General features: G+C 60.9%; 18 protein-coding genes. 10 read left to right on the forward strand and 8 right to left on the reverse strand.

Annotated features, from left to right (window positions below; genetic code table 11):
- Positions 1-63 precede the first annotated feature (63 nt).
- The 6 genes from ahr (at position 64) to SP68_RS22970 (ending at position 6,336) form a co-directional block, all read left to right on the forward strand.
- Entirely contained in the window at positions 64-1,083 is a 1,020-nt protein-coding gene (gene ahr, locus SP68_RS22945; protein ID WP_021314291.1) for an NADPH-dependent aldehyde reductase Ahr, read from the forward strand.
- A 130-nt stretch (positions 1,084-1,213) separates the two neighbouring features.
- Positions 1,214-2,098, forward strand: coding sequence for a carbohydrate ABC transporter permease (locus SP68_RS22950; RefSeq protein ID WP_004146807.1), 885 nt, complete (start codon positions 1,214-1,216; stop codon positions 2,096-2,098).
- Complete coding sequence (locus tag SP68_RS22955; RefSeq protein WP_040972642.1) at positions 2,088-2,975, forward strand: carbohydrate ABC transporter permease; 888 nt, start codon at positions 2,088-2,090, stop codon at positions 2,973-2,975. Before SP68_RS22950 ends, SP68_RS22955 begins: the two co-directional genes overlap by 11 nt.
- 10 nt (positions 2,976-2,985) lie before the next feature.
- Positions 2,986-3,810, forward strand: coding sequence for a phosphodiesterase (locus SP68_RS22960; protein ID WP_040972639.1), 825 nt, complete (start codon positions 2,986-2,988; stop codon positions 3,808-3,810).
- Positions 3,811-3,815: 5 nt separating this feature from the next.
- Complete coding sequence (locus SP68_RS22965; protein WP_040972637.1) at positions 3,816-4,886, forward strand: ABC transporter ATP-binding protein; 1,071 nt, start codon at positions 3,816-3,818, stop codon at positions 4,884-4,886.
- Positions 4,887-5,025: 139 nt separating this feature from the next.
- Entirely contained in the window at positions 5,026-6,336 is a 1,311-nt protein-coding gene (locus SP68_RS22970; protein WP_040972635.1) for an ABC transporter substrate-binding protein, read from the forward strand.
- Positions 6,337-6,606: 270 nt separating this feature from the next.
- Here SP68_RS22970 and iolE read toward each other — a convergent pair whose 3' ends face one another.
- Genes iolE through iolD form a run of 4 tightly spaced genes read right to left on the reverse strand, consistent with a single transcriptional unit; the run spans position 6,607 to position 11,456 of the window.
- Positions 6,607-7,506, reverse strand: coding sequence for a myo-inosose-2 dehydratase (gene iolE, locus SP68_RS22975; RefSeq protein ID WP_004192343.1), 900 nt, complete (start codon positions 7,504-7,506; stop codon positions 6,607-6,609).
- Positions 7,507-7,529: 23 nt separating this feature from the next.
- A complete protein-coding gene (locus SP68_RS22980) occupies positions 7,530-8,414 on the reverse strand; it encodes a sugar phosphate isomerase/epimerase family protein (RefSeq protein WP_004152193.1) in 885 nt (294 codons plus the stop codon).
- 41 nt (positions 8,415-8,455) lie between these two features.
- Positions 8,456-9,469: a bifunctional inositol 2-dehydrogenase/D-chiro-inositol 1-dehydrogenase gene (gene iolG, locus SP68_RS22985; protein ID WP_004152192.1), complete on the reverse strand. Its 1,014-nt coding sequence runs from the start codon at positions 9,467-9,469 to the stop codon at positions 8,456-8,458.
- Positions 9,470-9,515: 46 nt separating this feature from the next.
- A complete protein-coding gene (gene iolD / locus SP68_RS22990) occupies positions 9,516-11,456 on the reverse strand; it encodes a 3D-(3,5/4)-trihydroxycyclohexane-1,2-dione acylhydrolase (decyclizing) (RefSeq protein WP_040972629.1) in 1,941 nt (646 codons plus the stop codon).
- Between the two features lie 505 nt (positions 11,457-11,961).
- Between iolD and SP68_RS22995 the strand changes: the two genes are divergently transcribed.
- On the forward strand, positions 11,962-13,875 hold the full coding sequence (locus SP68_RS22995; protein WP_012969075.1) for a bifunctional 5-dehydro-2-deoxygluconokinase/5-dehydro-2-deoxyphosphogluconate aldolase: 1,914 nt from the start codon (positions 11,962-11,964) through the stop codon (positions 13,873-13,875).
- 151 nt (positions 13,876-14,026) lie between these two features.
- Positions 14,027-14,884 (forward strand): MurR/RpiR family transcriptional regulator, encoded by an 858-nt coding sequence (locus SP68_RS23000; protein ID WP_004152190.1) that lies wholly within the window; start codon positions 14,027-14,029, stop codon positions 14,882-14,884.
- A 980-nt stretch (positions 14,885-15,864) separates the two neighbouring features.
- Here SP68_RS23000 and iolB read toward each other — a convergent pair.
- Positions 15,865-16,674, reverse strand: coding sequence for a 5-deoxy-glucuronate isomerase (iolB, locus tag SP68_RS23005; protein WP_040972619.1), 810 nt, complete (start codon positions 16,672-16,674; stop codon positions 15,865-15,867).
- A gap of 18 nt (positions 16,675-16,692) precedes the next feature.
- A complete protein-coding gene (locus SP68_RS23010) occupies positions 16,693-18,198 on the reverse strand; it encodes a CoA-acylating methylmalonate-semialdehyde dehydrogenase (RefSeq protein ID WP_004146794.1) in 1,506 nt (501 codons plus the stop codon).
- Positions 18,199-18,550: 352 nt separating this feature from the next.
- On the opposite strand from SP68_RS23010, the gene SP68_RS23015 reads away from it, so the two are divergent.
- On the forward strand, positions 18,551-19,372 hold the full coding sequence (locus SP68_RS23015; RefSeq protein ID WP_040972614.1) for a TIM barrel protein: 822 nt from the start codon (positions 18,551-18,553) through the stop codon (positions 19,370-19,372).
- A gap of 98 nt (positions 19,373-19,470) precedes the next feature.
- Positions 19,471-20,973, forward strand: coding sequence for a helicase HerA-like C-terminal domain-containing protein (locus tag SP68_RS23020; protein WP_025714859.1), 1,503 nt, complete (start codon positions 19,471-19,473; stop codon positions 20,971-20,973).
- A 48-nt stretch (positions 20,974-21,021) separates the two neighbouring features.
- Here the strand turns inward: SP68_RS23020 and lptG are convergent, their stop codons facing one another.
- Positions 21,022-22,104, reverse strand: a complete 1,083-nt coding sequence (gene lptG / locus SP68_RS23025) for an LPS export ABC transporter permease LptG (protein WP_008807120.1) — start codon at positions 22,102-22,104, stop codon at positions 21,022-21,024.
- A complete protein-coding gene (gene lptF / locus SP68_RS23030; RefSeq protein ID WP_012969078.1) occupies positions 22,104-23,201 on the reverse strand; it encodes an LPS export ABC transporter permease LptF in 1,098 nt (365 codons plus the stop codon). Before lptF ends, lptG begins: the two co-directional genes overlap by 1 nt.
- Between the last annotated feature and the right edge of the window lie 303 nt (positions 23,202-23,504).

Here is a 23,504-nt window from a genome sequence, read left to right on the forward strand (position 1 = left end):
AGCGCCGGGGAATACCATGCTCTACACTTTCTGGGTTATCACGCCAACCCCAAGGAAATGAACATGAGCATCATTAAAAGCTACGCCGCCAAAGAAGCGGGCGCCGATCTGTCGCTGTGGGAATACGATGCCGGCGAGCTGCAGCCGGAAGATGTCGAAGTTGAAGTGGAATACTGCGGGATCTGCCATTCGGACCTGTCGATGATCGACAACGAATGGGGGATGTCGAGCTACCCGCTGGTGGCCGGTCACGAGGTGATTGGCCGGGTGGCGGCGCTGGGCAGCGCGGCGCAGGATAAAGGGCTGAAGATTGGCCAGAAGGTCGGCATCGGCTGGACGGCGCGCAGCTGTGGCCATTGCGACGCCTGCATCAGCGGCAATCAGATCAACTGCCTGGAAGGCTCGGTGCCGACCATTCTTAACCGCGGCGGCTTCGCCAATAAGTTGCGCGCTGACTGGCAGTGGGTGATCCCCCTGCCGGAGAGCATCGATCTGGCGTCCGCCGGCCCGATGCTGTGCGGCGGCATCACCGTCTTTAAACCGCTGCTGACCCACCACGTCACCGCCACCAGCCGCGTCGGGGTGATCGGCATCGGCGGCCTCGGCCATATCGCCATTAAGCTGCTGCGGGCGATGGGCGCGGAAGTGACCGCCTTCAGCTCCAACCCGGCGAAAGAGCAGGAAGTGCTGGCGATGGGCGCCGATCGCGTGGTGAACAGCCGCGATCCTGAAGCCTTAAAAGCGCTGGCCGGTCAGTTTGACTTGATCATCAACACCGTGGCGGTGGATCTCGACTGGCAGCCGTACTTCGAAGCCCTGGCTTACGGCGGCAACTTCCATACCGTCGGCGCGGTGATGAAGCCGTTCCCGGTGCCGGCCTTTACCCTTATCGGCGGCGACCGCAGCATCTCCGGCTCGGCGACCGGTAATCCGTCCGAACTGCGTAAGCTGATGAAATTCGCCGGGCGCAGCAAAGTGGCGCCAACCACCGAGCTGTTCCCGATGTCGCAGATTAACGAAGCGCTGAAGCACGTTCGCGAAGGCAAAGCCCGCTACCGCGCGGTGCTGAAAGCCGACTTCTGATGGTTCTCTCCCGCCGGGCGGCCCGCTCGCCCGGCGTTTTCCCCGTCGCTTCATCAAACCGTCATCTCCCCGCCATGCCTCTGTAGTCATTGCTTCCCACAATCCGGGCTTCGATAAATGGCTGAACGAGATGCGCGTCACCATGAGAAAGACCTGGCTTCCCTGGCTGATCCTGTCGCCTTCCCTGCTGTTTTTACTGCTGTTTACCTGGTTCCCGCTGGGGCGTTCGGTGTATGACAGCCTGTTTGATACCCGCATGGCCAGCGACGGCGCGCAGTACGTCGGCCTGGATAACTTCGCCCGCCTGTTTGCCGATAACGTCTTCTGGCAGTCGCTGGGCAATAACCTGCTCTATATCCTGCTGACGGTAGTGCCCGGGGTGACCCTCGCCCTGCTGCTGGCGGTCGCCCTGAGCGAGAACCATCGCGTCAACCGCTGGCTGCGCACCGCCTTCTTCTTCCCGATGATTATCCCGATGGTCAGCGCCGCCGCGCTGTGGCTGTTTATCTTTATGCCCGGCCTCGGCCTGCTCGACCACTATCTGGCGAAGCTGTTCGGGCCGATGAACAACAACTGGCTGGGGCGCAGCAACAGCGCGCTGCTGGCCCTGGCGCTGATCGGCGTGTGGAAGTTCGCCGGCTACTACATGCTGTTTTTCCTCGCCGGGCTGCAGAGCATTCCGGCCTCGACGCGGGAAGCGGCGCTGATGGAGGGGGCTACCCGCACGCAGGTCTTTTTTAAGGTCACGTTACCGCTGCTGCGCCCGACGCTGAGCTTTGTGATCACCACCGCGCTGATCTACTCCATCACCCAGATCGACCACGTGGCGGTGATGACCCGCGGCGGGCCGGACAACGCCACCACCGTGCTGCTCTATTACATCCAGAATCTCGCCTGGGATACCCACGACCTCGGCAAAGCCTCCGCCGCCACCTTCCTGACCCTGGCCGGGCTGTTCGCCTTCTCGCTGATTAACCTGAAACTGCTGGAGAAAGGAGCCCACTATGAGCGCTGACATCTCGCCGCTGCTGGTCCGCACGCCCGCCGCCGCCCGTCCGCTGTGGCTGCGCCTGCGCCGCTCGTCGCCCTTTACGCTGACGGTATTAATGTGCTGCCTGGCGCTGCTGTGGATCAGCCCGTTTATCTGGATGCTGGCCACCTCGTTCAGCGCTACCACCTTCGGGGAAGATATGGCCTCGCTGCTGCCCCGCCTGCCGCTGACCCTCGATAACTTCCGCGACGCCTGGAACAGCGCCGACTGGCTGAGCCTGTACGCCAACACCCTTATCTTCACCTTCGGCACCTTCTTCGTGCAGCTGTTGACCATCACCACCGCCGGGTACGTCTTCGCCTGCCACGAGTTTCGCGGCAAGCAGACGCTGTTTCTCCTGTTCCTGGTGCAGCTGATGATCATGCCGGTGGTGATGATGGTGCCGAACATGCTGACCCTGAAAACCTTCGGCCTGCTCAACACCCTCACCGGGGTGATGATGCCCTACTTCACCTCGGCGTTCGGCGTGTTCCTGATGCGTCAGGCGTTCCTCGCCATCCCGAAAGAGCTGGAAGAGGCGGCGCTGATGGAAGGCTGCCGCTGGTGGCAGGTGCTGTTCCGCATGCTGCTGCCGATGTCCTGGCCGTCGGTGCTGGCCTTCGCCACCGTCAGCATTACCTACCACTGGAACGAGTACCTGTGGCCGCTGATGATGCTCAACGATCCCGATAAGCAGGTGCTGACCGTCGGGCTGGTCTCCTTCGCCATGGGCGCCGAATCCGGCGGCCAGTGGGGCACCATCGGCGCCGGGACGCTGATGGTCTGCCTGCCGCTGATGCTGGCGTTCATCCTTTTTCAGAAACAGTTCCTGCGGAGCTTCGGCTTCTCCGGGATCAAATAAGGAGTGATTCATGCTGTTAGCGCACATTTCCGATACCCATTTCCGCAGCCGCGGCGAGAAGCTGTACGGCTTTATCGACGTCAACGCCGCCAACGCCGACGTGGTCTCCCAGCTTAACGCGCTGCGCGAACGCCCGGACGCGGTGGTAGTGAGCGGGGATATCGTCAACTGCGGCCGCCCGGAGGAGTATCAGGTGGCCCGCCAGATCCTCGGCAGCCTGAACTATCCGCTGTATCTGATCCCCGGCAACCACGACGACAAAGCCCATTTTCTGGAGCATCTTCACCCGCTGTGCCCGCAGCAGGGCAACGATCCGCAAAATATGCGCTATGCGGTGGATGATTTCGCCACCCGCCTGCTGTTTATCGACTCCAGTCGCGCCGGCACCTCAAAGGGCTGGCTGACCGACGAGACCATCGGCTGGCTGGAAGCCCAGCTGTTCGAGGGCGGCGACAAACCGGCAACGATCTTTATGCACCACCCGCCGCTGCCGCTGGGCAATGCGCAGATGGACCCGATCGCCTGCGAAAACGGCCACCGTCTGCTGGCGCTGGTGGAGCGTTTCCCGTCGCTGACGCGCATCTTCTGCGGCCATAACCACAGCCTGACCATGACCCAGTATCGCCAGGCGCTGATCTCCACTATCCCTGGCACCGTCCATCAGGTGCCGTACTGCCACGAAGACACCCGGCCCTATTACGACCTCTCCCCGGCCTCGTGCCTGATGCACCGTCAGGTCGGCGATCAGTGGGTGAGCTACCAGCACTCGCTGGCCCACTACGCCGGGCCGTGGCTGTACGACGAAAACATCAGTTGCCCAACGGAAGAGCGCTAACCGCCATGCTCAGTCTGCAAAACATCAGTAAGCGTTTCGACGGCAAACCGGCGCTCAGCGCCCTGTCGCTGGATATTCACGAAGGCGAATTCGTGGTGCTGGTCGGCCCGTCGGGCTGCGGGAAAAGCACCCTGCTGCGCCTGCTCGCCGGCCTGGAGCCGGTCAGCGAAGGCCAAATCTGGCTGCATGATGAGAACATCACCGCCACCACGCCGCGCGAGCGCAACTTCGCGATGATCTTCCAGAACTATGCCCTGTTTCCGCATCTGTCGGTGCGCGACAACATCACCTTCGGCATGAAGGTGCGCAAGGAAGAGAAAAGCAGCTGGCAGCCGCGGGTGGACAAAGTGGCGCAGATGCTGCAGCTGGAGGCGCTGCTCGACCGCAAACCGGCGAAGCTCTCCGGCGGCCAGCGCCAGAGGGTGGCGATGGCCCGGGCGATCGTGCGCAATCCGCGGCTGTTCCTGATGGACGAGCCGCTCTCCAACCTCGACGCCCGCCTGCGCAGCGAAGTGCGCGACAGCATTATGGCCCTCCACCAGCAGCTGAAAACCAGCACGATCTATGTGACCCACGATCAGACCGAGGCGATGTCGATGGCCGACCGCATCGTGGTGATGAACGGCGGCCACGTACAGCAGGTCGGGCGCCCGGAGTATCTGTACGCCAACCCGGCCAACCTGTTCGTCGCCGGGTTTATCGGTTCGCCGGCGATGAACCTCCTGTCGCTGCCCTGCGCCAACGGTGAAGTACTGTTGGGAGAACAGCGCCATCCGCTGCCGCCGCGCCACCGGGATCAGACCCGCGTCTGGCTGGGCATTCGCCCGGAACATATTACCGACCGCGTGGAGGAGGGCCATCTGCGCCTGCCGGCCACCGTTCTGCAACGAGAACTGATGGGGGCCGACTACCTGCTCCACGTCAGCACCCCGATCGGCACCCTGCGCTTTAGCCGCCGCCACCGCGGCACGGTGCCGGAGAAAGGCGAGTCGCTACTGGTCGGCTTCTCGCCTGCCGATGTGCATCTTTTTCATGCTGAGACCCAGCATAATTTAGCGCCGGTACATCAGGCGTAATTGTTGCAGTCAGTTTGGACGCGGACAGCGCGGAAGAACCGGAGCGTACACGTAGTACGTGAGGATTCTGAGCACTGCCCAGGGCCAAACTGGCAAATAAAATAGCCTGTGGACAGGTGCTTACTGATGGAGACAGATCATGTTTAAACCTCTTACGGTAGTCGCGGTTGGCCTCAGTCTTGCCCTGAGCGGCGCGGCGCTGGCAAAAGAGAAAATAGACTTCATGTTCCCGGCGCCGGTGGACGGCAAGCTGACCATGGAGATGACCCGCGTCATTAAGCAATTCAACGACTCGCAGCAGGATGTCGAAGTGCGCGGGATCTTCACCGGCAACTACGACACCACCAAGATCAAAGCCGAATCGGCGCAGAAGGCCGGCCAGCCGCCGGCGCTGGTGATCATGTCCGCCAACTTCACCACCGATCTGGCGCTGAAGGATGAGATCCTGCCGATGGACGAGCTGTTTAAATATGGCGATCAAAAGGCTGGCGATTTTCTGCAAAAGGAATTCTGGCCCGCGATGCATAAGAACGCCCAGGTGATGGGCACCACCTATGCGATCCCGTTCCATAACTCGACGCCGATCCTCTATTACAACAAGACGATGTTCGATCAGGCCGGGATCAAACAGCCGCCGCAGACCTGGGCCGAGCTGCTGGCTGATGCCAAAAAGCTGACCGACGAGAGCAAAGGCCAGTGGGGGATCATGCTGCCGTCGACCAACGACGACTACGGCGGCTGGATCTTCTCGGCGCTGGTACGCGCCAACGGCGGGAAATACTTTAACGAAGACTATCCTGGCGAGGTCTATTACAACTCGCCGACCGCCATCGGCGCCCTGCGCTTCTGGCAGGATCTGATCTACAAGGACAAGGTGATGCCGTCCGGGGTGCTGAACTCGAAGCAGATCAGCGCCGCGTTCTTCTCCGGCAAGCTCGGGATGGCGATGCTCAGCACCGGCGCGCTGGGCTTTATGCGCGAGAACAGCAAAGACTTTGAGCTTGGGGTAGCGATGCTGCCGGCCAAAGAGCAGCGCGCGGTGCCGATCGGCGGCGCCAGCCTGGTGAGCTTTAAAGGCATCAACGAGGCGCAGAAGAAAGCGGCGTATCAGTTCCTGACCTATCTGGTGAGCCCCGACGTGAACGGCGCGTGGAGCCGCTTTACCGGCTACTTCTCGCCGCGCAAGGCGTCATACGATACGCCGGAGATGAAGGCCTATCTGCAGCAGGATCCGCGGGCGGCGATCGCGCTTGAGCAGCTTAAGTACGCCCATCCGTGGTACTCCACCTGGGAGACCGTGGCGGTGCGTAAGGCGATGGAGAACCAGCTGTCGGCGGTGGTCAATGATGCCAAAGTGACGCCGGAAGCGGCGGTTCAGGCGGCGCAGAAGGAAGCCGATGCGCTGATGAAACCTTATGTGGATAAGACCGCGCTGGCGGAAGTGAAGTGACGCGTTACCCGTCATCGTCACCCTCACCCTGGCCCTCTCCCTGAGGGAGAGGGGACGGTACGGCGCCGTGGTTAAGCCCTGAATCCGGGAGAGGGAACTGTCCGGCGCCGTGGTTGAGCCCTGGGCCCGGGAGAGGGGACTGTCCGGCGCCGTGGTTGAGCCCTGAGTCCGGGAGAGGGGACGGTACGGCGCCGTGGTTAAGCCCTGAGTCCGTTTGTGAAAGGAAAAAAAGCAGGCCATACCCGGTATGGCCTGAAAATGTCACAACGATTAGATCCCTGCCGTTTCGCGGATATATTTGCGCGCTTTGACGGCGTATTCGAAAGGATTGGCCAGAGCAGGATCCTGCTCGGCTTCCACCACCATCCAGCCTTTATAGCCAAAATCGTCCAGCAGCTTGAACACCGGACGGAAATCGATCACCCCGTCGCCCGGGACGGTGAAGGTGCCTTTTTTCACGCCGTCGAGGAACGACAGGCCGTCGCGGCGCACCTGGTCGATCACCGGCGGACGGACGTCTTTCAGGTGAACGTGGTTGATGCGCGGCAGATACTTTTTGAGGATCGCCAGCATCGGCGCTTCGCCGCCTTCGGAATACCAGGCGTGGCCGGTGTCGAACAGCAGGAAGACGCGCTCGTCCACCAGTGACATAAACTTGTCGATTTCCGCGGTGGTCTGAATGCCGGTGCCCATGTGGTGGTGCAGACAGACCTGCATCCCCTTCTCCGCCGCCAGGCGACCGAGGGTGTTATAGCCTTCCGCTACCCGCTGCCACTCTTCTTCGCTGAAGCACGGCTTCGCATCGCCGAGGATCGGTTTATCCAGCCCCTGGATGCTGCCGCTCTGCTCGGAGCAGCCAATCACTTTCGCCCCCATCGCATGAAGGAAGTTCATGTGATTGACGAATTCATCAATGGTTTTTTCCCTCTGGCCGTTGGCGAAAAAGGTGCTGAACCAGGCGTTGCAGATCTGAATGCCGCGGATGTCCAGCATCGGCTTGAGAACCGCCGGGTCGCGCGGATATTTGCTGCCGACTTCGCTGCCGGTAAAGCCAGCCAGCGCCATTTCGCTGACGATCTGCTGGAAGGTGTTTTCGCTGCCGAGCTCCGGCATATCATCGTTAGTCCAGCCGATCGGGGCGATAGCCAGTTTGACGTTATCTTTGTTCATAGTAGGGCTCCTGCCGCTGCGCCTTAGCGGCGCAGCAATTCACGTTCAATAAGTTCACGGGTTTCCACTGCCTGGTATTTCATTTTTTCCGGGTAGCCAAACAGCGAGGTGGCGACAATCGGCTCCCCGCCGACCTTGAAGGTCTGCTCGGCGAATTTCATTTCGCGCAGGGTGCGGAACAGCGCGTCGAAATCCACATCCCCTTCCCCGACGCCTACATGCTGGTGCACCACGGCATCCACGCCCGGCGGGTTAACGATATAGCGGCAATGTTTCGTATGATTGCGGGTATCCGCAATCAGGACATGGGAGAGATCGCTCCCGGCATAGCGCAGCATGCTCGCCACATCGCCGACGCCTTTGTCGTAGAAAAAGGTGTGCGGCACGCTGTAGACGTACTTCACGTTATCGCTGCGGAACGATTTCACAATATCGACGGTTTCATTGTTCTCTTCGCAGAAATCCCAGGGATGCGCCTGGATCTCCACGCGGATGCCTTCCCGCTCAAAAATCGGCAACAGCTCTTCCATGGAGCGATAGAACATTTCATCGCAGATTTCGGGCTGATTCGGATCGCCGGAGAACTCGGTGTTGATCACCTGAACGCCCATCTCCACCGCAATTTCCACCAGCCGTTTCCAGTTTTTCACCGCCGCCTGACGGCGCAGTTCGTCCGGGCCGGACCAGCGGTAGACGCAGATAAACGACGACAGCTCAAGGCCGGTATCGCGCAGCGCCTGCTTGTACTCCGCCATGATCTCCCGGCTGGCGCGCGGGTGCTTGTAGAACGGGTTAATCTGCGGGTGCGGCGACTGTTCAATGTACTTGTAGCCCCACTCCGCTACCTGATGGACCATGCGGGTGATCCCGAGATCCTTAATCACATCCACATCAAAGGCAATTTTCATCGTCGTTACCTGTGCAAAGAAGTTCCGTCAGCAAAACATCCTTAACGTTTGTAGAATGCCGGGCACTCGGGCAGCGTCACTTCAACAGGCTCGCTGGTTCCCTGCGCTTTAATGCAGGCATCCGCCGCCACCGACGCCGCGTAGCCGTCCCAGGCCGACGGGCCGTGCAGCTGGCCGGCTTTGACGTCGTTGATAAAGGCCTGCAGCTCGACGTCGTAGGCTTTGATAAAGCGGTCTTTCCAGTCGGTCAGAATGGCAGTCGACAGGCTGGCGGACTTACGCATCTGGACGGCAGACGGCTCCGGCAGACGGGCAATCCCGGTTTCGCCGACCACTTCGCACTGGATGTCATACCCGTACTGGCAGTTCACGAACACTTCGACGTCTATCAGGGTGCCTTTTTTGGTTTCAAAGGAGACGATCTGCGGATCTTTCAGGCGCGCATGGGTGTGCGAGGTGGAGCGCGGGAAGCGCACCTGCACGGAACGGTAGTCATCGTTCAGCAGCCAGCGCAGCACGTCCAGCTCGTGGATCAGGGTGTTGGTGATCGCCATATCGGTGGTGTAGTTCTCGCCGACCGACTGGTTGCGGTGGGCGCAGCGCAGCATCAGCGGCGCACCGATATCGCCATCGTCGATCACTTTTTTCAGCGCAAGATAGCCTTCGTCGTAGGGGCGCATAAAGCCAACCTGCACCAGGCGACGGCCGGCCTTCATTTCAGCATCGACGATGCGGCGGCAGCCTTCCGCAGACATCGCCAGCGGTTTTTCGCAGAACACCGGCTTACCGGCGGCAATGGCGGCCAGGGTGTACTCTTCGTGGGTCGGGTCCCAGGAGGTGACCAGGATGGCATCGACATCGCTGGCGTTAATCACGTCGTGGCCGTCGGCGTAGACTTCCGCCTGCACGCCCGGCAGCGCGACCGCCGCACGGGCGTTGTCGGCATTGATATCAGACACCGCCACAACGGTGGCGCCCTGCAGAACCTGGGTGCAGCGACGGATGTGTTCTTTACCGATAGCGCCAGCGCCGATGACACCTAATTTGAGCGACATAATGGTTTTCTCCGTAAGTCTGTAGGATTCAGGGTAGAGGTTCGTTTTAGTAATCACGCGCCTGGGCGCGCTTTTCATTAATCATTTGCGCCACCTTGCGGATCCGCTCTGAGAGCGCCGTCTGGGCGACTCCGACGTTCCACCAGCTGCCGTATTTGTGCACCATGGTCTTCGGCAGCACTTTAATATCAATCAGGGTGCTGACCGTTTCGCGACGGGCGGCGTCCAGTGCGTGGCGCAGTTCGTCCAGGGTGGTGACGCGCCAGGTTTTGCAGCCGTAGCCGGCGGCGATGGTGGCGAAGTCCACCGGCACCAGGCCGCCCTGCAGCTGGCCGGTTTCCGGCTGGCGGTAGCGGAACTCGGTGCCGAAGCTGTCCATCCCGTGCTCCATCTGCAGGTTGTTGATGCAGCCGTTGGCCATGTTGTCGAACAGCACGACGTTGATCTTCGCCCGCTCCTGCAGGGAGGTGACCAGCTCAGAGTGCAGCATCATGAAGGAGCCATCGCCGACCAGGGAGTAGACTTCGCTCTGCGGCTGCGCCAGCTTCACGCCCAGCGCGGCGTTGACTTCGTATCCCATGCAGGAGTAGCCGTACTCCACGTGGTAGGTGTTTTCCGCGCGGTTGCGCCAGACGCGCTGCAGATCGCCGGGCAGGCTGCCCGCCGCCGCGACGATCACCGCCTCGGCCGGCAGCGTTTCATTCAGTACCCCAAGGACGCTGCTCTGGGTCAGGGTGGAGTCGGTGATCTGGCGGAACTCGCGATACACCGATTCGCGATCGAGATGATCGTCGATCTCCGGCACAAAGGATTTTTCCTGCCACACCGCCTGGTAGACGCGCTGGGTCTCTTTTAACTGACGACTCTGCACGCTCTCGATCTGCGCGCCCCAGCCGGCCTGCCAGCCGCTGTCCGCCAGCCCCGCGTCGAGGGCGGTCATCGCTTCCCGGGCGTCCGCCAGCATGGCAATGCCGTCCAGCTTCCAGGCGTCGAAGTTGCTGACGTTAATATTCAGGAAACGCACCTCCGGGTGCTGGAAAATCCATTTCGAGGCGGTGGTAAAATCGCTGAAGCGGGTGCCGACGCCGATCACCAGGTCGGCCTCTTTCGCCAGCAGGTTCGCCGCCAGGCAGCCCGTCTCGCCGACGCCGCCGACGTTCAGGGGGTGAGACGAGACCACCGTCCCCTTCCCGGCCTGGGTTTCGGCGAAGGGCACCCCGTAGCGCTCGGCGAAACGGGACAGCGCTTCGCCCGCGCCGGAGTATTTCACCCCACCGCCGCAGACGATCAGCGGTTTACGGCTGGCTTTGATGGCCGCGACGGCGTCCGCCAGCTGCGCGGCGCTGGCCGGGCGGCGGTCGAGACGGTGCAAGCGGCGCGCAAAGAAGGATTCCGGGTAGTCCCAGGCTTCGCCCTGCACATCCTGCGGCAGGCACAGCGTCACCGCGCCGGTTTCCGCAGGGTCGGTCAGGACGCGCATGGCGTTGATGCAGGCGCTCATCAGCTGTTCCGGGCGGGTAATACGGTCCCAGTATTTGCTGACTGCGCGGAAAGCGTCATTGGTGCTGATGCTGAGATCGTAGCTCTGTTCAATCTGCTGGAGCACCGGGTCCGGCTGGCGGGTGGCGAAGACATCGCCCGGCAGCAACAGCAGCGGAATGCGGTTGGCGCTGGCGGTGCCGGCGGCGGTGATCATGTTGGCCGCTCCCGGACCGATGGAGGAGGTGCAGGCGATAATCTGCCGGCGCAGGGCCTGGCGGGCAAAACCGGTGGCCGCGTGGGCCATCCCCTGCTCGTTACGCCCCTGATAGACGCGCATATCGCCGCTGTCCTGCTCCAGCGCCTGCCCCAGCCCCAGGACGTTGCCATGGCCGAAAATCGCGAAAATGCCTTTCACGAATTTCAGCTCTACGCCATCCACTTCCAGGTACTGGTTATCGAGGAACTTCACCAGCGCCTGCGCCGTTGTCAGTCTCAGTTTGCCCATGATGCACAATCCTTATTGTTCAGTATTTGTGTGTGGCGTCGCGCCGATGCCGCCGGGGCCGTCGTTCACGTCACTGGAATACCTGTGGATTATAGGCAAACATTTTTTTCATTAAATACAAATACAGAAGAAATATTTCATTTTGCGAGAGGGATCAAACTCTCTACCCATTTCATACGTTTCACTTACATTCCAGACACGTTTTCGGACCCTTTTTTGCCGCGCCACACGACAATATCCCCTTAAAAATCATAGGTAAAGAAACAGCTTCCGGCGTTTCACTTTCCCCTGGGGCGACAGAGGGGCCGATCCACGCTCGCGCGAGGCTCAGTGCGGCAGAGTGGTAGATCCCTCACACTTTTGGTTTTTTAATTTCGAACGAGTTTGCAAATGAAATATTTATTTCTCAAACTAAGGGTAACCAATAACCCTCAGGCTGTTCACGGAGTCGACGTCGGGATCCCGACCCTTCCAGGCAGCAGACACCAAAAAGGAAATCCTAGCTATGAATGCAGCAGTAAAGCGGCTCGACGTCATCTGTATAGGTCGGGTGGCCGTCGACCTCTATGCCCAGCAGATCGGTTCGCGGCTAGAAGACGTTGCCAGTTTCGCGAAATATCTGGGCGGCTCCTCCGGCAACGTGGCCTTTGGCACCGCGATTCAGGGGCTGAAATCGGCCATGCTGGCGCGCGTTGGCGATGAACACAACGGCCGTTTCCTGCGTGAAACGCTCAACCGCGCCGGGGTGGATACCGAGTATCTGATCACCGACAAATCCCGCCTGACCGCGCTGGTGATGCTGGGGATTAAGGATCAGGAGACCTTCCCTCTGATTTTCTACCGTGATAACTGCGCCGATATGGCCTTAACGCCTGATGACATCAGCGAGGAGTATATTGCCTCCTCCCGGGCGCTGGCGGTGACTGGCACCCACCTGTCGCACGCCAACACTCGCGCCGCGGTGCTGAAGGCGCTGGAATACGCTCGCCGTCACGGCCTGCGTACCGCGCTGGATATCGATTACCGTCCGGTGCTGTGGGGGCTCACCTCGCTCGGCGATGGCGAAACCCGTTTCATTGAGTCCGGGCCGGTCACCAGCCAGCTGCAGGAAGTGCTGCATCTGTTCGATTTGGTGGTGGGAACCGAAGAAGAGTTTCATATTGCCGGGGGCAGCACCGATACCCTGACCGCGCTGAAAAATGTGCGCAATGCCACCAAAGCCACCCTCGTGTGTAAGCGCGGGCCGATGGGCTGCGTAGTGCTGGAAGGCGACATCCCGGACAGCTGGGACCAGGTGCCGCTGCAGCAGGGCGTGCGCGTGGAGGTTCTCAACGTGCTGGGCGCCGGGGATGCCTTTATGTCGGGCCTGCTGCGCGGCTGGCTCAACGACGAAGGCTGGGAGCAGGCTTGCCGTTACGCCAACGCCTGCGGCGCGCTGGTGGTTTCCCGCCACGGCTGCGCGCCGGCGATGCCGACCAAAGTCGAACTCGATGACTACCTGCTGCGCGCCGAATCGGTGCCGCGCCCGGACGTCGACGAGCGCCTCAACCACCTGCACCGGGTCACCAGCCGCCGTCAGCAGTGGCCGGAGCTGTGCATTTTCGCCTTCGACCATCGCAAACAGCTGGCCGACCTGGCACGGGAGACCGGGCGCGATGAAGCCTGCATTCCGCAGCTCAAGCTGTTGTTGTTAGCCGCGGCCGAAGCGGCGGCGCAGGAGGCGGGTCTCGATCAGCGCAGCGGCATTCTGGCCGACGGCACCTATGGCCAGCGTGCGCTGAACGCCATTACCGGCAAGGGCTGGTGGATCGGCCGCCCCATCGAGCTGCCCAGCTCGCGACCGCTGCGTCTGGAGCATGGCAACATCGGCTCGCAGCTGATCGACTGGCCGCTGGAGCATGTCGTCAAATGCCTGGTCTTCTATCATCCTGCCGACCCGGCGGCGCTGCGTGAAGAGCAGGACGCCCTGCTGCTCGAGGTGTGGCAGGCCTGTAACAAGTCAGGCCATGAGCTGCTGCTGGAGGTGATCCTGCCGGAAAATGGCCCGGACAAAGACGAGCGCCATTACCACACCATGCTGGAACACTTCTATCAGCTGGGGATCAAGCCGGACTGGTGGAAGCTGCCGCCGCTCTCCAGCGCCAGCTGGCAGCAGATCACCGCCCTTATCGAGCGCGAAGATCCGTGGAGCCGCGGGATCCTGATCCTCGGCCTCGACGCGCCTTCCGACAAACTGCGCGCCGGTTTCGCCGAGGCGGCCGCACACCCGATGATCAAAGGTTTCGCCGTTGGGCGCACCATCTTTGGCCAGCCGTCGCGGCGCTGGATGCAGGGTGAGCTCAGCGATGAGGCCCTGATAGAGGAAGTGAAACGCAACTACCTGACGCTTATTGGCTACTGGCGCGAAGCCCGCCGCTGATCCCCCTACGCCCGTCTCCGTCACCTTGCGGAGCGGGCGTTTTTCTGTTTCTTCGTGAAATGAATCGCGTATTTCGTCGCAATAAATGAAAAATTCGCTTCATTTGGTACACTGGAAGCCATATTCCTTCCATTTTCTCAGAGCGCACTCTATGGCCAATAACCCAACACAGCTGACCATCCTGCAGGATGAAATCAGGCGTCGCTACGATACGTTAAGCAAACGCCTGAAACAGGTCGCCCGCTATATCCTTGATAACAGCAATAGCGTGGCTTTCGATACCGTGGCCTCCATTGCGCAACAGGCGGATGTTCCCCCTTCCACGTTGATTCGTTTTGCCAACGCCTTCGGCTTCAGCGGCTTTAACGAAATGAAACAGATGTTCAAGCAACATTTGATGGAAGAGACCGCCAACTATACCGAGCGCGCCCGTCTGTTCCGCCAGACTACCAGCGATGAGTCCAGCCCGCCGGAAACGCCGACGGAAATCCTCAATATGTTCACGATGGTGAACAACCAGGCGCTGCAGCAGCTGGCGATGCAGACCTCCAGCGATGATCTGGAGCGCGCGGTGGCCCTGCTGGGCGAAGCGGAAAATATCTACGTCATTGGCCTGCGCCGGTCGTTCAGCGTCGCCTCCTATCTGACCTATGCGCTGCGCCACCTCGATCGCAAAGCCTTTCTGATCGACGGCCTCGGCGGCATGTTCACCGAGCAGCTGAGTCTGGTCGGCCCGAAAGACGTGGTGGTGGCGGTGAGCTTCTCGCCGTACGCCCGGGAAGTGGTCGAGCTGGTGGAGCTGGGCGCGCAGCGCAAAGCGCGACAGATCGCGATTACCGACAGCCAGGTCAGCCCGCTGGCGGCCTTCAGCGATGTCTGCTTTGTGGTGCGTGAAGCGCAGGTGGATGGCTTCCGCTCGCAGGTTGCTTCCCTGTGTCTGGCCCAGACGTTGGCGGTTTCGCTGGCGCTGAACAGCAGCCAGGAGTCCGAGGCCAAGCAGAAGGCGTGAGATAAGCCGCCTGGCGTTAGTTGCCCGGCGGAGTCGTATAAGCCTGCGGGAGGATCTCGTAGGCCGGATAAGCGTAGCGCCATCCGGCACAAAGGCGGGTATGGTGCCGGAGGTGTCCTGCCCGGCGGCGCTGCGCTGGCCGGGCCTGGGATATGTGCGCCTGCGGGTCGCCGGAGATAATGTTATTGGTATGCAACTTTATTAATCCGGGAAAAGCGTTTGTCGCATGTGATTTCAGCGCACATTGCGCTCCCGGTTAATCGTCTGCGTTATGCCTGGCATGGCGCAGGGAGCGCACAGGGGGCGGCCAGTCGCCGCCGCCCCCTGTACCCCCGGGCTCCGGCCAGCAAAATCGCCACTGCGTGGTACCTTCGACTTATCCCTGCAGGCTTCGGGTCGGGCCGAGGCAGCGTCCGTGCAAAACACGGCCCTCAGCCCGCATCCATGCGGGCTGCCCCGGCCTTCCGGGAACGTCTCAGCGATTTTGAGGCCGTCAGCACCGGCAGTTTCAGTCGCACAAGTGGGTCAATCAACGGCAGGTCGCACGACCCCCTGGACGGGCAAGGCGTGAGCCGCCGCCCGGCATAAAAGCGGCTCCGTGCCCGCGGTCATCGCCCGGCGGCGCTGCGCTTGCCGGGCCTACGATATATGAGCTCACGTGAGGATACCGTAGGCCGGATAAGCGTAGCGCCATCCGGCACAAGACGGGTATGGCGCCGGGGATGCCCTGCCCGGCGGCGTTGCGCTTGCAGGCCTGAGGTATAGGGGCTCACGGGAGGATGCCGTAGGCCGGATAAGTGTAGCGCCATCCGGCACGAGACGGGTACGGTGCCGGAGGTTCCTGCCCGGCGGCGCTGCGCTTGCCGGGTCGGGGAGTGGGATTCCGCGGAGCGTTTCGCTAAAAAACACCTGCCGCCCTCAAACAAGAAGGCCGGTTAGCATCGCTAACCGGCCTTTTGTATCCGCTTCTGCACGGCGCGTCAGTCGTGGCGCGGGTACTCCGGCGTGTTGATCCAGGCGTGGTCATCTTCCCAGGTGAACAACCATTTCCGATCCGGCCCGGCCATCACGTTCAGATAGTAGCTGTCGTAACCGGCAATCGCCGCCACCGGGTGGTAACCACGCGGCACCATCACCACATCGTGGTTGTAGGGCGCCATACAGGCGTCCAGGCTGCGGTCATCGGTGTAGACCCGCTGGAAGGCAAAGCCCTGCGGCGGATCGAAGCGGTGGTAGTAGGTCTCTTCCAGCTGCGTCTCTTTGCCCGGCTGGGCGGTATCATGCTTATGCGACGGCCACGAACTGGTGGCACCCTCGTCGGTGTACACCTCCACCACCAGCAGGCAGTCCGCCTCGGCGCTGTCCGGCAGAATATTATGCACCCGGCGCTGGTTGCGCCCTTTCCCGCGATGCTCTACGCCGACGTCTTCCGGCCGAATGAGGCGTGCCGGGAAGCGGCCTTTGCCCGGCGCGCTGCATACCGCCAGCTCCAGATCGGAATCGGCGGTTACCTCGACTTTATCCTGTGGCGGCACGTAGACCGACCACGGCGGGGTGCGTTCAAACGGCGACATCCGTTTACCGAGATTCGGGAAATCGGCATGCTGCGTTTTCACCGACGCCAGCCCGGCGACCAGCACCAGGCACAGCTCGCGATCGCCGCTCTCCAGCGTCACGGTCTGCCCTTTTTTCACCATCCAGACATCAAAGCCGATATAGCGCCAACCGGCGCTTTGCGGCGTAATATGCTGGATCTGTCCCTCTTTTCGCGATTTAGCCAGTAACGACATGGCGCTCTCCTTCGCCGATTAACCTAATGTCGGCATGCTGAATTCAGATACGGTCTGCTGCCCTGCCGGCCAGCGTACGGTGGCGGTCTTCATGCGCGTGTAGAAGCGCACGCCGTCCGGCCCGTGGACGTTCAACGCGCCAAACACCGAGCGCTTCCAGCCGCCGAAGCTGTGGAACGCCATCGGCACCGGGACCGGCACGTTCACCCCAACCATCCCCGCCTGCACGTCGTGGACAAATTCACGCGCGGTGTGGCCGTTGCTGGTGAAAACGGCGCTGCCGTTGCCAAACTCGTGGCTGTTGACCAGCTCCAGGGCGCTGTCATAGTCCGCCGCGCGCACAATCCCCAGCACTGGTCCAAAGATCTCTTCGCGCCAGATGGTCATCTCCGGGGTGACGTGATCGAACAGGGTGCCGCCGACATAATAGCCCGCGTCGTAACCCGGCACGCGCAGTTTGCGGCCATCGACCACCAGTTTTGCCCCTTCGCTTTCGCCTTTATCAATATAGCCGAGCACTTTTTTCTGGTGGGTATCAGACACCACTGGTCCCATCTCGTTCTCTTCCTGGCCGCGCATGCAGCCCGGCCCCACTTTCAGCGCTTCCACCAGCGGCTTCAGGCGGGCGATCAGTTTGTCGGCGGTTTCATCTCCCACCGCCACCACCACCGGCAGCGCCATGCAGCGCTCGCCTGCGGAGCCAAAAGCGCCGCCCATAATGGCGTTAACGGTGGCGTCGAGATCGGCATCCGGCATCACAATCGCGTGGTTCTTGGCGGCGCCGAAGGCCTGTACGCGCTTGCCGTGGGCGCTGGCGGTCTTGTAGATATACTCCGCCACGCCGGAGGAGCCGACGAAGCTCACCGCCGCAATACGCGGGTCAGTGTATAGCTGCTCAGCATCTTCATTGCTGCAGTGCACGACGTTAAACACGCCGTCCGGCAGACCGGCCTCTTTCAGCAGCTCTGCCAGACGCACGGCGGCCGTCGGCGCCAGCGCCGGCGGCTTGAGGACGAAACTGTTGCCGCAGGCCAGCGCCAGCGGGAACATCCACATCGGCACCATCGCCGGGAAGTTGAACGGGGTGATCCCGGCCACTACGCCCAGGGGCTGCATCAGCGAATAGCTGTCGACGCCGGTGCCGACGTCAGAGGAGTATTCGCCTTTAATCAGGTGCGGGATCCCGCAGGCGAATTCGACCACTTCCATGCCGCGGGTCAGCTCGCCCAGCGCATCCGACCACACTTTGCCGTGCTCGCTGACGATGATCCCCGCCAGCTCTTCCACGTGCTGCTCCAGCAACATTTTGAAGTTGAACAGCACGCGGGCGCGGCGCAGCGGCGTGGTACGGGACCAGCTGTCAAACGCATCGCGAGCAACCTGAATCGCCTCGGAGACTTCCTGCGCGGTTGACACCGTGACTTCGCGCACCGCTTTGCCCGTCGCCGGGTCGTATACCGGCATCGTTTCGTTGCTGCTGCTGATAACGGTTTTCCCGCCAATAAAGTTTCCTGTGATCGTCATGTTCTCGCCTCATAGTGAAGGGGGCCAGCGCACACCGGCCCGTCGCTGATTCTGTTGTGCTATAACCGTAGTAAAATGAAATTTATATTTCAACATTGTCGTGAAATGAAATTTCATTTTGGTGATAACAGTCGCATTTTGCGCTGACGGATTGCCTGTGCGTTGCCCGCATCGCGCCTCGTTGTCTCTCGACGCCAGGCTTCCCGCCGCTGTCGCCTCCGTAGTCGGGGCCAGTGATATTTTGCGAGACAGCTCAAACATTCATCATTTCCATTCTTGCTAATTTTGGAATAAACGTTTTGACTGTTAGCCAATTGAACGAACCTACCCCCTCTTCCGTCAGGAGTGTCCTATGGCCATCGCAATGCAACGTTTTTGTATTAACCGCAAAATCGCGCCAGCGCTCAGCATTGAAGCGTTTTTCCGTCTGGTGAACCGTCTGGGCCTGAATAAGGTCGAGCTGCGCAACGATTTACCCAGCGGAAAAGTGACCGACGATCTGAGTCATCAGCAGGTGCGCGAGCTGGCGGCGCGCTACCACATCGAGATCCTGACGATTAACGCGGTCTACCCCTTTAACCGTCGTAGCGAAGAGGTGCGGCAGCTGACCGAATCGCTGCTGAAAGAGGCCCAGGCCATCGGCGCCAAATCGCTGGTGCTCTGTCCGCTCAACGACGGCAGCGAAGAGCCGGCCAGCGAAACCCTGAGCGCCCTGCGCGACCTGGCGCCACTGTTCGCCTTCTACGGCATCCACGGCCTGGTGGAGCCGCTGGGCTTCCCGCAAAGCTCGCTGCGTTCGGCACTCCAGGCGCAGACGCTGATCCACGACGCCCGCGTGCCGTTTAAGCTGCTGATCGACACCTTCCATCACCATCTCTACCCCCAGGCGGCGGACGAGTTCAGCCAGGTGGAGGTGGCGGACATCGGTCTGGTGCACCTCTCCGGGGTGGACGATACCCGTCCGAGCGAGCAGCTCACCGATGCCGAGCGCATCATGCTGACCCCGCAGGATCGTCTCGGCACCTGCGAGCAGGTTAAAGCGCTGGAAGCCCGCGGCTATCAAGGGGTATACGCTTTTGAACCCTTCGCACCTGAGCTGGCGCAGTGGAGCGAAGCGGATATCGAGCGCGAAATTGAGCAGAGCATCGCGCTTATCCAGCGCCACTGCGCCTGAAGCCTGCTCTGGACAGCGTGCGCGGCGCGTGACGATTTTCCCAACGCCGGACGACGAGGTTGCCTATAATCGTCGCAGGATAAATGGAGGAATCGATCATGAGCTCACCCTTGTTGATTGCGCGCACGCTGGATAACGCGCTGTATTTGCTGCCCGCGATGGCCAACCGCCATGGGCTGATCACCGGTGCGACCGGCACCGGTAAAACCGTCACCCTGCAAAAGCTGGCTGAGTCGTTCTCGGAGATTGGCGTGCCGGTATTTATGGCGGACGTCAAGGGCGACCTGACCGGCATTGCCGCCGCGGGGCAGAGCTCAGAGAAACTGCAGGCGCGGCTAGAGAAGATCGGCGTCAGCGACTGGGAGCCGCACGCCAACCCGGTGGTGCTCTGGGATATCTTTGGCGAGAAGGGTCACCCGGTTCGGGCGACGGTCTCCGATCTTGGCCCCCTGCTGCTGGCGCGCCTGCTCAATCTCAACGAGGTGCAGAGCGGCGTGCTGAACATTATTTTTCGCATCGCGGACGACCGCGGCCTGCTGCTGCTCGACTTCAAAGATCTCCGCGCCATCACCCAGTTTATCGGCGACAACGCCAAAGCGTTCCAGAATCAGTACGGCAATATCAGCAGCGCCTCGATCGGCGCCATCCAGCGCGGGCTGTTAACCCTGGAGCAACAGGGCGCCGAGCACTTCTTCGGCGAGCCGATGCTGGATATCGCCGACTGGATGCGCGTCGATGCCACTGGTAAAGGGGTGATCAATATCCTCAGCGCCGAAAAGCTCTACCAGATGCCGAAGCTCTACGCCGCCAGCCTGCTGTGGATGCTTTCCGAGCTTTACGAGCGTCTGCCGGAGGCGGGCGATCTCGACAAGCCCAAACTGGTGTTTTTCTTCGATGAGGCACATCTGCTGTTCAACGACGCGCCGCAGGTGCTGCTGGATAAAATCGAGCAGGTGATCCGCCTTATCCGCTCCAAGGGCGTCGGCGTCTACTTTGTCTCGCAGAACCCGGCGGATATTCCCGACGCGGTGCTCGGCCAGCTGGGCAACCGCGTACAGCATGCCCTGCGCGCCTTTACGCCAAAGGACCAGAAGGCGGTGAAAACCGCCGCCCAGACCATGCGCGCCAATCCGGCCTTCAGTACCGAGCAGGCGATCCAGGAGCTGGGCACCGGCGAGGCGCTGATCTCCTTCCTCGATGAGAAAGGCAGCCCGTCGGTGGTCGAGCGGGCGATGGTGATCGCTCCCTGCTCGCGGATGGGACCGGTCAGCGATGACGAACGCAATGGCCTGCTGAACCACTCGCCGCTGTACGGCAAGTATGAGGAGGAGGTGGACCGCGAGTCGGCCTTCGAGATGCTGCAGCAAGGGGTGCAGGTCGCCACCGGGCAGCAGTCGGCCCCGCCGGCGAAGGGCCAGCAGAGCGGCGATGACGACGGGCTGCTCGGCGGCCTGAAAGATATCCTGTTCGGCAGCACCGGCCCGCGCGGCGGTAAACGCGACGGTATCGTGCAGACCGCAGCGAAAAGCGCGGTTCGCCAGGTCACCAATCAGATCGTCCGCGGCATGCTGGGCAGCCTGCTGGGCGGCCGCAAGCGCTAAAAAAAAGCCCCCTCATCGCTGAGGGGGCTTACGTTTCAGGCTTACCCGCTAGGCCTTGCGCATCATCAGCCAGAGGCTTATCAGGAAGAAGCTGGCGCTCGGCAACAGCGCGCCGATGATCGGCGGGATGCCGTAGACCAGGGTCAGCGGGCCGAAAATCTGATCCAGTACGTAGAAGATAAAGCCGAAGCTAATCCCCGTCACCACCCGCACGCCCATCGGCACGCTACGCAGCGGACCAAAGATAAACGACAGCGCCATCAGCATCATCACCGCCACCGACAGCGGCTGGAAGATTTTGCTCCACATATTGAGCTGGTAGCGTCCCGGATCCTGGCCGCTGGACTTCAGGTATTTCACATAGTTGTGCAGACCGCTGATCGACAGCGCATCCGGATCCAGGGCAACCACGCCGAGCTTATCCGGCGTGAGGTTGGTTTTCCAGGTGCCGCTCACCATCTGCGACCCGGTCACCTGCTTTGGATCGGTCAGGTTGGATTCATCCACCTGCGACAGGCGCCACACTTTATTTTCACTATCGAACTTTGCCGAGGCGGCATAGCGCACCGACTCTAAACGACGCTCCGGATTGAAGGCATAGATGCTGACGCCCCCCAGCTCATCGTTGCCTTTCACGCGTTCGATATAGACAAAGTTGTGGCCATCTTTCGCCCACAACCCTTGCTGAGTCGACAGCAGCGAACCGCCGTACATCTGCTGGGCGCGGTAGTTGCGCGCCATTTGCTCGCCCTGGGGCGCCACCCACTCGCCGATCGCCATGGTCAGCAGCACCAGCGGGATCGCAGTTTTCATTACCGCCAGCGCCACCTGCAGCCGGGTGAAACCGGATGCCTGCATCACCACCAGCTCGCTGCGTTGGGCCAGCATCCCCAGCCCCAGCAACGCGCCAAGCAGCGCCGCCATCGGGAAGAAGATCTGGATGTCCTTCGGCACGCTGAGGATGGTGTAGAGACCAGCGCCCAGCGCATCGTAACTACCCTGCCCGGACTTTTTCAGCTGATCGACAAACTTGATAATGCCGGAGAGCGACACCAGCATGAACAGGGTCATCATGATGGTGTTGAAAATCGTCTTACCGATATAACGGTCAAGTACGCCAAACGCCTGCATCAGGCCGCTCCTTTATTAAAACGGGCGCGGAAGCGGCGCATCGGCACCGTGTCCCACAGGTTTAACAGCACCGCCAGCGCAAAATAGAGCAGGTTAATCGCCCACATCCAGATAGCCGGGTCCATTTTGCCTTTGCCGCCGTTCGACTTAATCGACGTTTGCAGCAGGAAGAACACCAGGTAAAGCAGCATCGCCGGCAGCATCGACAGCACGCGCCCCTGACGCGGGTTCACCACGCTGAGCGGCACCACCATCAGCGCCATAATGAAGACGGTCGCCACCAGCGTGAAGCGCCAGTGCAGTTCGGCACGCGCGCGGTCGGTATGGGTCTGCCACAGAGTGCGCATATCCATCTGTTCGGTGTCGTCCGGATCGGAGGTCACTGCCTGGTGGCCGATAATGGCCTGATAGTTATTGAAGTCGGTAATGCGGAAATCGCGCAGCATCGCGGTGCCTTCAAAGCGGGTGCCCTTGTTGAGGGTCACGACCTGCGAGCCGTCTTTCTGCTGCGACAGCTCGCCGGAATCCGCCACCACCACCGAGGGGCGCGCATTGCCTTTCGGACGCAGCTGGGCAAGGAAGACGTCATGGAAGCGGTTGCCGTTGACGCTCTCGATAAACATCACCGCGTTACCATCGCTGGCCTGCTGGAACTGGCCCTGGGCCAGCGCCGCCATGCCGGGGTTGGCTTTGGCTTCGGCCAGCACTTCGTCCTGATGGCGCGACGACCACGGCCCCGCCCACATGACGTTGACCGCCGCCACCGCGCCGGTGAACAGCGCGAGGATCATCGCCGCCTTGATCAGCACGGCTTTGCTCAGACCGCAGGCGTGCATCACCGTAATTTCACTTTCGGTGTACAGCTTGCCCAGGGTCATTAGCAGGCCAAGGAACAAACTTAACGGCAGGATAAGCTGCGCCATCTCCGGGATGCCGAGCCCCAACAGCGAGAGCACCAGATTGGTTGGGATATCGCCATCCACCGCGGCGCCGAGGATCCTGACTAATTTCTGACAAAAGAAAATCAGTAACAGGATGAATAGGATCGCCAACTGGCTTTTCAGCGTCTCACGAACCAGATATCTTATGATTATCACTATAAATACGCCCGTAAAAACCCGTTTTATTGCAGGAAAATTGCTTGTTTCATGGCTTAAACGTCATTTATTCTCTTTGGTCGTTGAAAACATCGCTAAGATTAAATGACTCATCGGTTCTGCATGTCAGGATCTTTTCTGACGAACCCAGGCCTTAATAACGTTAAGATTAACACGAAGTCACCGCAACAGCGGACATGAGTTACGAAAGCTTGCAATTATATACTCAATGGATTTCGAGTTGTAAGAAGGCAGCAGGGCTGTGACCCCTGGCGCGCGCGTTAGGCCCGCATCAGGTAAGCA

This window comes from Klebsiella variicola (assembly GCF_000828055.2).
Taxonomy (GTDB): domain Bacteria; phylum Pseudomonadota; class Gammaproteobacteria; order Enterobacterales; family Enterobacteriaceae; genus Klebsiella; species Klebsiella variicola.